Raw genomic sequence first — 12,339 nt, forward strand, 5'->3', positions numbered from 1 at the left:
GCCACGGGATATACCACCATGGAACTTCGCCATTTACGCTATTTCATCATGGTGGCCGAAGAGCGACACTTCACCCGTGCCGCCGCTCGCCTCAACATGCAACAACCGCCTCTCAGCCAGCAGATTCGAGCCCTGGAGCAGGAGTTGGGCTTCGATCTGTTCAAGCGCCACCCCAAGGGCGTTGACCTGACCGCAGGCGGCCTGGTGTTCCTCGATGAAGCGCGGTTCATCCTCGCCCGCGTCGACCAGGGCGCGCTCAAGGCATCCCGCGCCGCACAAGGCATCGAAGGCACGCTGGTGATCGGGTTCACCAGTTCGGCCGCCGCACATCCGCTGATCCCGCGCATCATCCGCGCCTACCGGGAACGCTACCCCGGTGTGGAATTGTCGATCAATGAAGGCAGCGCCCGGGAAGTGACTGAAGACAGCATCGAAAAACGCATCGACATCGGCATCCTGCGGGCCCCAGTCAGCACCCATCAAAGCCTGACTTTCCACCGCCTGCTCAACGAAGAAATGCTGCTGACCCTGCCCACTGGCCATCCCTTGCTGGACAACGCCGGCGGCGCCATCCCCCTCACCGCCCTGCGCGACGAACGCTTTATCCTGGTCCGCCGCCCGGGCGCGCCCGGCATGTACGCCAACCTGATCAAAGCCTGCCAGAACGCCGGGTTCGAACCGAAGATCGCCTTCGAAGTGGAACGCATGCTGACCAACGTCAGCCTGGTGGCCGCCGGTGAAGGCATCTCCGTGGTACCCGCCTCGATGCGCGACGTGCACCGCGAAAGCGTGGTCTATTGCCGAATCAGCGCAGCAAGGCCCAAGTTGCTGGCGCCAATCACCCTGGTGCGGCGCACCTTCAACCCCTCGGCGCCGCTGCAGAACTTTATCGGGCTGGCGCGGGAGTTGGCGGGGGTGTATCGCAAAGGTTCTGCGGCCTGAAATCAGGTGTTTGCGTTAAGCCGACCGGGGCGGACCCGCTCACAAAAAAATGATGCTCTGCTGAACACATCTCCATGACCTCACTCTGCCATTAGCACACTTGTGCTAATCGACCCCCACCCCCTGCGGCGCTATATTCCCCGGCACTTCCAACGCTCCTCTGGCACCGCGCTTTCATTGCGCGCGGGCGCGTTGTGCATTGGAAAAACCCAAACAACACCAAGGAAGAAGCACCATGAAACTGCACTCCCCCGTTACCCGCCTTACCCTGTTGGGCGCCTTGATCATCGGCGTGGCCGGCTGCAGCAATATCAAGCCCACCGAAGACCATCTCAAGACGCTGTCGGAAACCAACCTGGGTGAGCCGGTCAAGCGCATCTCCAATGTGCGCAGCGACTCCATGACCACTTATTACGTGGCCAGCGCAGCGTCCGGCGAATACAACTGCTCGGTACCCAGCGGTGCCAGCGGCGGTGCCTTTGCGGTGGCCAGTTTCGGCTTGATGAAACCTGCCGCCTACTGCCAGCCCAAAGGTGCACGCGGCAATGGGCTGACGCCGTTCAACCAGTAACCTTCGCCAGGCTGAGGTCCCGCAGGGTGCCGCGCAGTTCGGCGGGGCGCACCGGTTTGGAGAGGATGGCGATCTGACGGTCGTGCAAGGCGGCCTGGATTTTTTCCATATCGTGCCCGGTAAGGATCAGCGCCGGCACCGCCCAGCCACGTTGGGCCCGCAGGGCATCGATGCATTCGATGCCGGTGGCATGGTTGCCCAGGTCGTAGTCGGCAACGATGATGTCGCAGTCGCTGACCAGCCCCTGCCCTGACGACTCGGCCTGCACGACGCACCCCCAGCGCTCCAACAGCGCCTGGGTGGCGAGCAGCACGTTGTGGTCATCTTCCACCAGACACACCTTCAAGCCCGTGAGCAGGCCGGCCTGGCGCGCATCGTCGCGCGGTGCCGGCTGACGCGGTGCCGCCGCCAGGGCCAGCCCCAGCAGGCTGACGGACGTGCCATGGCCCACCCGCGAACGCAGGCTCACCTGCATTCCCATCAGTTGGCCCAGACGCTTGACGATGGACAATCCCAGGCCCACGCCTTCGACGTCCTTGTCCCGCAACTGGCGCACGCGATAGAACTCTTCGAAGACCTTTGACAGATGCTCCTCGGCAATTCCCCGCCCCCGGTCATGGATCTCCACCGCCAGGGCGTCGTCACGCAAGCGCACGCCAATCAGCACCGGGCGCTGCGCCCCATATTTGAAGCAATTGGAGAGTACGTTCTGCACCATGGTCGCCAGCAGCGCCGGGTCGACCAAGACCCAATGGGCGCAGGGCCGCAGGCGCAACTCCACCCCGGCCCAGCGCGCGGCTTCGGCGTTCTGGCGCACCAGGTCGGCGAGAAACTCGCCCAGGTGCACGGCGCGGTATTTGGGCAGCAGGCGGCCATTGTCGAGGGTGTACAGGTCGAGAATCGAACGGAACAGCTGCGACACGTTCAGCAGCGAGCGGTCAATGTTGTCCACCAGGCGCCGCTCTTCATCCCCCAGCCGGGCCTCACGCAGGCAAGCGGTGAACAAACCGATGGAGTGGATCGGCTGACGCAGGTCATGGCTGGCCTGGGCCAGGAAGCGGGATTTTTCCAGGTTGGCGGCGATGGCCTCTTCGGAGGCCTTGCGCGTGCGCTCCAGCAGGATATGCGCGTACACCGGAATCACCGTGCTGGTGATCATCAGCATCAGCACCATGAACGGCTGGGCCTGCCACACCGGCGTGATGCGATAAACCACCAGCAGCGCCAGCAACGCCAGCGCGGTGGCAATCGCCAGGTAGCGCGAGCCATAGCGCATGCCGTTGCCCAGGTTGACCCACACCATCACCGCATACAGCGGCAATGCCGCCTCGCCGCCCACCACCAGGCCGAACGAGGTGCCGGTGTAGTCGTGGACCATGCCGAAGATCCGCCGCGCGGGGTAATGCCCGGGCCAGCGGGCGATCACCTGACGCAGCACGATGGAGGCCAGCAGGAACAACAGAATGTAGAGCAGCACCGGCAGATAGGTGTCGAACGACTGGCCCGGCAGGCCGCCGAGTACGCCGATGTAGACGAACGCAATCACCGCCACCACGATGCGCAGGTTGGCCTGATCAAGCTCGGAGTTGGTCTCAAGTGCCATGGGTTACGTCCTTGTGCGGCATTCGTCATATCCGTCACGTCCTCCACGCGGGCTGCGGACGGGGTGGTAAGGTAGCATGCCAGCGAACCACCCTGCCCCAGGAAGGAGCCCCCCATGACCGGCCGCATCATCATCGCCGACGACCATCCGATGTTTCGCGAAGGCATGCTGCGCACCGTGCAGCGTCTGCTGCCCGAGGCCGTGGTGCAGGAGGCCGGCGACCTGGACAAGGTGCACGCGCTGATCCGCGAGGCCGACGAAGTCGACACCCTGATCCTCGACCTGCGCTTTCCCGGCCTGACCTGCCTGAGCCAACTGGCCGAACTGCGCCAGCAACTGCGGCGCACCACGCTGATCGTGGTGTCGATGGTGGATGACCCGGCGCTGATCGATCAGGTGATGGCCCTGGGCGCAGACGGTTTTATCGGCAAGAACATCGCCCCCGACGAAATCGGTCAGGCGCTACTGGCGATTCGTGACGGCGAAGTGCTGGTCAAGTTCGAACCCTCGGGGCTGTTGCCGCTGGACACCCATACCCTCACCGCCCGCCAGCAGGACGTGCTGCGCCTGATCGCCCAGGGCAAGACCAACAAGGAAATCGCCAAGGCCCTGGATATTTCGCCGTTCACCGTGCGCATCCATGTGTCATCACTGCTGCGCACCCTGGATGTGCCCTCGCGCGCAGCGGCAGCAGTGAAGTACTCCGGCGAGTTCTAGGCGTTTTCATTGCCGGGGCGGGTGAAGGAATAGCGGTCGATGTCGGTGCGCAGGTTCCAGCCCTGGCCTTTCCAGTAAGCGGCGGCGCTGGTGTTGGTCTTGAACACATCCAGGTGACATTTGTGAATGCCCAGGCGCTCCAGCTCATCCAGGCAGCGTTGCGTCAGCGCCTGCCCAATACCCTGCCGACGAAAATCGGGCAGCACCAGCAGGTGTTGCAGGTACCCGCGCCGGCCATCGTGACCGCACATGACGCAGCCGATCAACTCGCTGGCGTCGGCCTCGGCGACAAAACTCAAGTCGGGGTTGCGCGCCAGGTAACGCTCGGTGGCATCGCGGGAATCGGCGTCGCGCAGCGAAATGCCGGGAGTGTTCTGCATGAGGGATATCACTGCGTCGTAGTCGGCTGGCGTCATCACGCGAATCTTGAACATGGGCTTGGCCTGGCATTGAGGGCCTGGCAGGTTGGCATACTTTTGTGACGCTGCGCAGCGCTCTGCATCCGATATTTATGCTCACTTCCCAGCTTAATAATATTTTATTTATAACCCCCCTCCCCCTAGCCTTGAGGTCATGCCAACGCTGCATCCAACTGCATTACGCAAGGACAGAGACATGACTGAAGCAATAACAAAAACAGACACGCTGGTGGTCGGCGCCGGCCAAGCTGGCGTGGCCATGAGCGAGCACTTGAGCAAGCAAGGCGTGCCGCACCTGGTGCTGGAACGCAGCCGTATCGCCGAGCGCTGGCGCACCGGGCGTTGGGATTCGCTGGTGGCCAACGGGCCGGCCTGGCATGACCGTTTTCCCGGCCTGGAATTCGATGACGTCGCCGCCGATGGCTTCGCGCCCAAAGAGCGGGTGGCGGCTTACTTCGAAGCCTATGCACGCAAGTTCAATGCACCGATCCGCACCGGTGTGGACGTCACCTCCGTGGTACGTAACGTGGGCCGCCCGGGCTTTACCGTGCACACCAGCGACGGCGTGATCGAAGCCAATCGCGTAGTGGCTGCGACCGGTCCGTTCCAGAAGCCCGTGATCCCGCCCATTGCACCCACTGGCAGCGCATTGCATCAGATCCATTCCGCCGATTACCGCAACCCCGCACAACTGCCAGCCGGTGCCGTGCTGGTGGTGGGCGCCGGTTCGTCCGGGGTACAGATTGCCGATGAACTGCAACGCTCCGGTCGCCAGGTGTACCTCTCGGTCGGCGCCCACGACCGCCCGCCCCGCGCCTACCGCCACCGCGATTTCTGCTGGTGGCTCGGTGTGCTGGGCGAGTGGGACCAGGCGGCAATGAAGCCAGGGCGCGAGCACGTGACCATTGCCGTGAGCGGCGCCCATGGCGGCAAGACCATCGACTTCCGTGAGCTGGCCCAGCAGGGTATGACCCTGGTCGGGCTGACCCAATCCTTCGACGGCAGCGTCGCCCGCTTCCAGCCGAACCTGGTGGAAAACCTCCAGCGTGGCGATGAAAACTACCTCGCCTTGCTGGACGCCGCCGATGCCTATATCGAGCGCAATGGCCTGGACCTGCCGCTGGAGCCCGAGGCCCGCCGCGTGTTCCCTGACGCCGAGTGCATCAAACAGCCGATCCTGGAACTGGACCTGGCCAAGGCCGGCGTGACTTCGACCATCTGGGCCACCGGGTTCGCCGTGGACTACAGCTGGCTCAAGGTCGATGCGTTCGATGCCGCCGGCAAGCCTGCACACCAACGCGGCGTCTCCACCGAGGCCGGGATCTACTTCCTCGGTCTGCCGTGGCAGTCGCGCCGGGGCTCATCGTTTATCTGGGGGGTGTGGCACGACGCCAAATACGTTGCCGACCACATCGCCATCCAGCGCCAATACCTTGAATACCGTGAAGCCGCCCCGGTGGCTCGTCCAACCCCTGTCAGCGCCTGACCCCCTATTTTCCGGAGTTTTTCTGATGCCTACTCACACTCGCATCCGCATGTTCAACACCAAGGAAACCTACCCCAACCAAAGCCTGGACAACGACCTGTGCCAGGCCGTGCGCGCCGGCAACACCGTGTATGTACGCGGCCAGGTGGGTACCGACTTTGACGGTAACCTGGTGGGCCTGGGCGATCCCCGCGCCCAGGCCGAGCAAGCCATGCGCAACGTCAAGCAACTGCTGGAAGAGGCCGGCAGCGACCTGAGCCACATCGTCAAGACCACCACCTACCTGATCGACCCGCGCTACCGCGAGCCGGTCTACCAGGAAGTCGGCAAATGGCTCAAAGGCGTGTTCCCGATCTCTACCGGGCTGGTGGTGTCGGCTCTTGGCCAGCCACAATGGCTGATGGAAATCGATGTGATCGCGGTGATCCCGGAGTAAGGAGGCAACCCATGACCTTTTCAATTGTTGCCCGTTGTGCCGAGACCGGCCAGATGGGCGTCGCCATCAGTTCCTCCAGCATTGCCGTGGGCGCCCGTTGCCCATGGCTGCGCCCCGGCGTGGGCGCGGTGTCGACGCAGAACATCACCCTGCCGGCCCTGGGCCCGGATGTGCTCGACTTGCTGGAACAGGGCCTGGCTCCGGCCGAGGCCATCGACACCGCCCTGACACGCAATGGTTACAGCCAGTACCGGCAACTGACCGCGATTGACCACCTGGGCCGTGCCGTGCATTTCAGTGGCAGCGAAACCCTGGGCACCCACCACGCCGTGGTCGGCGAACAGTGCGTGGCGGCGGGCAACATGCTCGCCGACCGCGGGGTGATCGATGCCATGGTCAAGGCGTTCGAACACGGCGAAGGCCAGTTGGCCGACCGCCTGCTGGCGGCCATGCACGCGGCCATCGCCGCTGGTGGCGAAGCCGGCCCGGTGCATTCCGCCGCACTGGTGGTGGTCGGTGAGCTGACCTGGCCGATCATCAACCTGCGCGTGGATTGGGCCGACGAGCAACCGATCCGCGAGCTGCAAACCCTGTGGGATGCCTATCGTCCACAAGTGCAGGACTACGTCGACCGCGCCCTCGCTCCCGATCGCGCGCCAGGCTACGGCGTGGCGGGAGACGACCGATGAGCAGCAGTCGCGAACTGCTGCAAGCGCTGGTGGGATTCGATACCACCAGCCGCGAGTCCAACCTGCAACTGATCGAGTTCGTGCGCGATTACCTGGCAGGTTTCGGCGTGGCCAGCGAGCTGGTGTACAACGACGAGCGCAGCAAAGCCAACCTGTTTGCCAGCGTTGGCCCGGTGGACGTGCCGGGCATCGTGCTGTCGGGGCATACCGACGTGGTGCCGGTGGACGGTCAACCGTGGACCGTGCCGCCCTTCGAACTGACCGAGCGCGACGGCAAGCTGTTTGGCCGTGGCACGGCGGACATGAAAGGCTATATCGCCTGCGTGCTGGCGCTGGTACCGGCACTGGTCAAGGCGCAGTTGCGCAAGCCGGTGCATATCGCCCTGTCCTACGACGAAGAAGTCGGCTGCCTGGGCGTGCGCTCGTTGCTCAAGGTGCTGGAACAGCGCCCTATCAAGCCGCTGCTGTGCATCATCGGCGAGCCGACCGAGCTCAAGCCGGTGCTGGGTCACAAGGGCAAATTGGCGATGCGCTGCGACGTGCATGGCGAGGCGTGCCATTCGGCGTATGCGCCTTACGGCGTGAATGCCATCGAGCACGCAGCGGACCTGATTGGCGAACTGGGCCGCATCGGACAACGCCTGCGCCAGACCCAGGACACGCGCTTCGACCCGCCGTTCAGCACCGTGCAGACGGGTGTGATCAGCGGCGGCAAGGCGTTGAACATCGTGCCGGCGGACTGCCGGTTCGACTTCGAAGTGCGCGCCTTGCCGTCCCAGGACCCGGCAGAGGTGGCAGACGAACTGAAGGCCTACGCCGAGCAACAGGTATTGCCACGCATGCAGGCGGTGAGCGCGCAGAGTGCGATTCGCTTTACCGAACTGTCGGCGTACCCCGGGCTGGTCACCGATGAGCGCAGCCAGGCGGCGGAGCTGATCGCGGCGTTTTCCGGCTCGCGGGACTTCGGCACAGTGGCGTTCGGCACCGAAGGCGGGTTGTTCGATGCCGTGGGCATCCCCACGGTGGTGTGCGGCCCCGGGAGCATGGACCAGGGGCACAAGCCGGATGAGTTTGTGAAGCTGGAACAACTCACCGGCTGCGATCAGATGTTGCGGCGCATGCTCGACTCGATCAGCGCCTGAGCCGAACACAAACCCAATGTGGGAGCTGGCTTGCTCGCGAAAGCGGAATACCAGTCACCACTGTTTTGACGGGGCCATCGCCATCGCGAGCAAGCCCGCTCCCACACTGGATCTCTATCGCTGGCGAGAATGCATCCGGCGCGAGGACCCTGTTGGCGGAGCTTTTTCAGCCACTGCCATCCCCTGTGGGAGCTGGCTTGCCTGCGATAGCGGTATATCAGCTAGCAGCGTTGGCGGCTGACACTCCGCCATCGCGGGCAAGCCCGGCTCCCACAGTTGGTCGCTATTACCTGTCAGGTTGCATTCCAGATTTAGTCGAGGAGTCTTGCCGGTCGGTCCGCTTCCGAGCCGAGCACAAATCAAATGTGGGAGCGGGCTTGCTCGCTCCCACACTGGATCTCTATTGCTGGTGAGAATGCACCCGGCGCGATGCCCCGGTTGACGGAGCTTTTTCAGCCACTGCCGACCCCTGTGGGAGCTGGCTTGCCTGCGATAGCGGTACATCAGCCAGCAGCGTTGGCGGCTGACTCTCCGCCTGGTTCGCAAGAAAGCGTTCCATTGTCGACGTGTAATGTTTCGATTCACTTCGACGCCAATCGCCAGGAACGCAGTGCACCGCTCAACCACTTATTGCCGTCCCACCCAGTGGTGGCCACATCAATCAATTCGTAGGTAGTCACGATGCAAGGCATCCAATCCCAACCGATCACCCAGAGCCCTTTAACCCTTTCAGGAGCGCCTGAGGCATTGCGTATGCATCCTGGTGCAGGCATGCCGGAGCAAACCGAAATCCGCTTCACCGTGAAGTTTGAGGATTATCGCGGAGCGATGAACCTCTTCAACGATCTTGCACGGTTAAAAAATATTGTCGTCAAACAAGAATTCGATGACTTTGAAGCCAGCGACTACGGCGGTGGATTCGGTCTGTACAACACTGTCCATTTCAGTTTCAAACCTGACAATCCCGACGGTACCTTCAGCCCTGCCTTACAGATGGGGATCAGTGACTTCAATCGGAAATTCCAGGAGCGCCTGCAGAACGCAGGCATCCGGAATTACGCCCCCGAGGCCTAAAGCTGAAGAGTTCCCACGCACTGCGTGGGAACTCTGGAACATCAAGCCAACAGCCTTGCCAGCTCTTCGCGGCAATAATCCACAAACAACTGCACCGGCTTGGTCAACGGCGCGCGCCGCAACCACACCGCCGACAATCCCGACCCGGTGACCGTCTCGGCCAGCGGCACACATACCACCTTCTGCCCATCGTAGGTGTATTCGGTGAACGGCTTGGTCACGAGGATGGAGAAGCCGAACCCCCGCCCTACCATCCCTCGTACCATCTCAATGGATGGCGAACTGAACACGATATTCGGCGTCAACCCGCGCTCTTCAAAGATGCTCACGAAGTAAGTGCGGCTGGGCAACACGTCGAGCAGGATCATCGGCTCCAACACCAGGTCCGCCAGCGATACTTTCGCCTGCTGCGCAAAACGGTGATCCGCCGGCAGCAGCGCATAGGGCTGCTGTGGCGGCATCAGCGGCGTGGTTTCGATGGTGCCGCCCAGGTCGTGCTCGAACAGCATCGCCACGTCGATACTGCCCGCCGTCAGCGCCTGCACCAGTTCCTGTTGCTCGCCGTCGCGAATACGGATCTCAACCCCCGGCCACAACGCCTTGAAGCCGGCGATCAGGCGCGGCAGGTACAGCGGCGCAACCGTTTCGAAGCAACCGATATCGATCTGCCCCGCCACCACATCGTTGTCCGCCAGGGCATTCTGTTCGAATTCGTGGGCCACCCGCAGCAACTCCAGCGCCTTGCGGTAGAAGCGTGCGCCGCTGGGCGTCAGCGATACGCCCTGGGCGTGATGCCGGATAAACAACTGCACGCCAAAGCTGTCTTCCAACTGCTTGATGGCCGTGGACACGGACGGTTGCGCGATATACAGCTTGCGCGACGCTTCAGCGACGCTGCCACATTCGGCGGTGGTGACAAAATATCTGAGTTGGCGCAGGTTGTAGGCAGCCATCGGGACCTCCGAAAACGTGGGATTTCGCCCCAAACAAGTGCGTGAAAAACGCCTTTTTCACGCAGATTCAAGTGCATGCAACATACCGGAGCATAATCCGTCGCGAGCTATATTTTTTAAGGTCTATAGCAACAAACTTACTAATTTACCTCCCTGCGCCCATTGCAGATGATCACTCCAACAACAAGCGCCGCGTTGGTGGCGCACAGCGAAGTACGTCAACGTACTCACCTTGCCTTGGAGCTCGTCATGGTCACCACTGCAACATCCTCCGCCCCGCTCATCGAAAAACACACGATTGGATACGTGCCCCCCCGAAGATCGCCATGGAAAGGTAAGAGACTTGTTCACCCTGTGGTTCGGCGGCAATATCGCACCGTTGCCGATCGTGACGGGCGCACTGGGTGTGCAACTGTTTCACCTGAACCTGATCTGGGGCATCGTCGCCATCCTCGTCGGCCACCTGGTCGGCGGCGTGCTGATGGCATTGCACTCGGCCCAGGGCCCGCAAATGGGTATCCCGCAGATGATCCAGAGCCGCGCGCAGTTCGGCTCCCTCGGTGCGCTGCTGGTGGTGGTGATCGCGGGTGTGATGTACGTCGGTTTCTTCGCTTCCAACATCGTGCTTGCGGGTAAATCCCTGCATGGCGTGGTCGATGTGGTGCCCGTGCCGGTGGGCATCGTCATTGGCGCCATCGGCTCGGGAATCATCGGCATCATCGGCTACCGCTTCATCCACGTGCTCAACCGTATCGGCACCTGGGTGCTGGGCGCCGGCATCGTGCTGGGCTTCGGCTACATCTTCACCCACGTGCAGACCACAGACTTTCTGACCCGCGGCGAATTCAACATTTCCGGCTGGCTGGCCACCGTGTCGCTGGCCGCGCTTTGGCAGATCGCCTTCGCGCCGTACGTTTCCGACTATTCGCGCTACCTGCCGGCTGATGTGCCAGTCGCGTCGACCTTCTGGACCACCTACCTGGGCTCGGCCCTGGGTTCGAGCCTGTCGTTCATCTTCGGCGCCGTCGCCGTGCTCGCCACCCCGGTAGGCATGGACACCATGGACGCAGTCAAACTTGCGACCGGCGCCATCGGCCCGCTGATGCTGGTGCTGTTCCTGCTCAGCGTGATCAGCCATAACGCCCTCAACCTGTACGGTGCGGTGCTGTCGATCATCACCCTGGTACAGACCTTCGCCTACCGCTGGATCCCCACCGCCAAGAGCCGTGCGGTGATTTCCATCCTGGTGCTGGCGGCTTGTGCGATTGCGGCGGTGTTCGCTTCCAAGGACTTCATCGGCCATTTCGTCGACATGGTGCTGGTATTGCTGGTCGTGTTGGTGCCCTGGACCGCGATCAACCTGATCGACTTCTACGCCATTCACAAAGGCCAATACGACATTGCCTCGATCTTCCGCGTCGACGGCGGGATCTATGGCCGCTACAACCCCCAGGCGCTGCTGGCGTATGCAGTGGGCATCGTGGTGCAGATTCCGTTCATGAACACGCCGCTGTATGTAGGCCCGATTTCCGAGCACATCAACGGCGCGGATTTGTCGTGGGTGGTGGGGCTGGTGGTGACCTCGCCGTTGTACTTCTGGCTGGCGAATCGGGACAGTGCGTACAAACGCCGGATGGAGGGCGGGAAGTTGGTGGGCGGGGTTTGATCGCCTGCTGCGCCTGATAGGAGAAAACCCGCTTTGGCGGGTTTTCTGGTTTTAGCGGGTGATGCGACGCTAGACGGCTTCCGCCGGGGGCATCGTTGAAGCATGGATATCGCATCAGTGTGCCTGGAACTCAATCTGACCATTCGGCCACAGAGTGAACCGGCCAATTGACTAAATTGGCATCATTCACTTACGAGTATCCACGATGTCCAGTATTTCCTCAGCAGTACAGCCACATCATCCGCTTCAGATCGAAGTATCCGGCCACACACCATCGCCCAGGGAAAAAGTTCAGGTGCTGGTCAAGGCGAGCGATGTCGACAGGACGATGGAAATTGCATTCAGGACAGCGGAAGCACTGGGCATGAGACTGCCGAATGCGGATGTTGGCGGGCCGGAGCAAGCTCGTTTTGCGACACCTGAGAATGTCTATCCCATCAAATTCGATTTCCGACCTGATGGTCCTGACGGCACCTATACCCACGGGCTTCAACAGAAAATCAACCAGTTCAAGCAACAGTTTGAAGAGAGACTGCGCCATGAAGGGATCGAAGATATAGGCCCGGATATGTTCGCCTGACAGCTGTCTGGAGGGCGATGTTTCTTTATCATGTGGCCTTTCGCTCAACGCGCCAGGAACC

General features: G+C 62.1%; 12 protein-coding genes and 1 pseudogene. 10 read left to right on the forward strand and 3 right to left on the reverse strand.

Features of this window, described 5'->3' with window-relative positions:
* The first annotated feature begins 18 nt into the window (after window positions 1–18).
* Together ACW9IN_RS00115 and ACW9IN_RS00120 are read left to right on the forward strand one after the other, a co-directional pair.
* Complete coding sequence (locus ACW9IN_RS00115) at window positions 19–942, forward strand: LysR substrate-binding domain-containing protein (protein ID WP_457363952.1); 924 nt, start codon at window positions 19–21, stop codon at window positions 940–942.
* A 235-nt stretch (window positions 943–1,177) separates the two neighbouring features.
* Window positions 1,178–1,513, forward strand: a complete 336-nt coding sequence (locus ACW9IN_RS00120) for a hypothetical protein (protein WP_457363953.1) — start codon at window positions 1,178–1,180, stop codon at window positions 1,511–1,513.
* Here the strand turns inward: ACW9IN_RS00120 and ACW9IN_RS00125 are convergent.
* Window positions 1,503–3,116 (reverse strand): ATP-binding response regulator, encoded by a 1,614-nt coding sequence (locus ACW9IN_RS00125; protein WP_457363954.1) that lies wholly within the window; start codon window positions 3,114–3,116, stop codon window positions 1,503–1,505. The two genes, ACW9IN_RS00120 and ACW9IN_RS00125, sit on opposite strands and share 11 nt — an antisense overlap.
* Before the next feature lie 114 nt (window positions 3,117–3,230).
* Between ACW9IN_RS00125 and ACW9IN_RS00130 the strand changes: the two genes are divergently transcribed.
* On the forward strand, window positions 3,231–3,833 hold the full coding sequence (locus tag ACW9IN_RS00130) for a LuxR C-terminal-related transcriptional regulator (RefSeq protein ID WP_457363955.1): 603 nt from the start codon (window positions 3,231–3,233) through the stop codon (window positions 3,831–3,833).
* Here the strand turns inward: ACW9IN_RS00130 and ACW9IN_RS00135 are convergent.
* Window positions 3,830–4,267 (reverse strand): GNAT family N-acetyltransferase, encoded by a 438-nt coding sequence (locus tag ACW9IN_RS00135; protein ID WP_457363956.1) that lies wholly within the window; start codon window positions 4,265–4,267, stop codon window positions 3,830–3,832. The genes ACW9IN_RS00130 and ACW9IN_RS00135 overlap by 4 nt on opposite strands.
* 139 nt (window positions 4,268–4,406) lie before the next feature.
* Between ACW9IN_RS00135 and ACW9IN_RS00140 the strand changes: the two genes are divergently transcribed.
* The 5 genes from ACW9IN_RS00140 to ACW9IN_RS00160 all read left to right on the forward strand — a co-directional run bounded on the left by ACW9IN_RS00140 (window position 4,407) and on the right by ACW9IN_RS00160 (window position 9,079).
* Window positions 4,407–5,738 carry a flavin-containing monooxygenase gene (locus tag ACW9IN_RS00140; protein ID WP_457363957.1) on the forward strand — a complete coding sequence of 444 codons (1,332 nt, stop codon included), beginning with the start codon at window positions 4,407–4,409 and terminating at the stop codon, window positions 5,736–5,738.
* A 25-nt stretch (window positions 5,739–5,763) separates the two neighbouring features.
* Window positions 5,764–6,174, forward strand: a complete 411-nt coding sequence (locus ACW9IN_RS00145) for a RidA family protein (RefSeq protein ID WP_010171793.1) — start codon at window positions 5,764–5,766, stop codon at window positions 6,172–6,174.
* 11 nt (window positions 6,175–6,185) lie between these two features.
* A complete protein-coding gene (locus tag ACW9IN_RS00150) occupies window positions 6,186–6,863 on the forward strand; it encodes a DUF1028 domain-containing protein (protein ID WP_457363958.1) in 678 nt (225 codons plus the stop codon).
* Entirely contained in the window at window positions 6,860–8,005 is a 1,146-nt protein-coding gene (gene argE / locus ACW9IN_RS00155; protein WP_457363959.1) for an acetylornithine deacetylase, read from the forward strand. The genes ACW9IN_RS00150 and argE overlap by 4 nt, the downstream gene beginning before the upstream one ends.
* Window positions 8,006–8,686: 681 nt before the next feature.
* A complete protein-coding gene (locus ACW9IN_RS00160) occupies window positions 8,687–9,079 on the forward strand; it encodes a hypothetical protein (protein ID WP_457363960.1) in 393 nt (130 codons plus the stop codon).
* Window positions 9,080–9,120: 41 nt separating this feature from the next.
* On the opposite strand, the gene ACW9IN_RS00165 is transcribed toward ACW9IN_RS00160, so the two are convergent.
* Window positions 9,121–10,032, reverse strand: coding sequence for a LysR substrate-binding domain-containing protein (locus ACW9IN_RS00165; RefSeq protein WP_457363961.1), 912 nt, complete (start codon window positions 10,030–10,032; stop codon window positions 9,121–9,123).
* Between the two features lie 249 nt (window positions 10,033–10,281).
* Here ACW9IN_RS00165 and ACW9IN_RS00170 point away from each other — a divergent pair.
* Together ACW9IN_RS00170 and ACW9IN_RS00175 are read left to right on the forward strand one after the other, a co-directional pair.
* Window positions 10,282–11,698: pseudogene (locus ACW9IN_RS00170) on the forward strand (purine-cytosine permease family protein).
* A gap of 205 nt (window positions 11,699–11,903) precedes the next feature.
* Complete coding sequence (locus ACW9IN_RS00175) at window positions 11,904–12,278, forward strand: hypothetical protein (protein WP_457363962.1); 375 nt, start codon at window positions 11,904–11,906, stop codon at window positions 12,276–12,278.
* The last annotated feature ends 61 nt before the right edge of the window (window positions 12,279–12,339 follow it).

The organism is Pseudomonas sp. SDO5271_S396 (assembly GCF_054071795.1).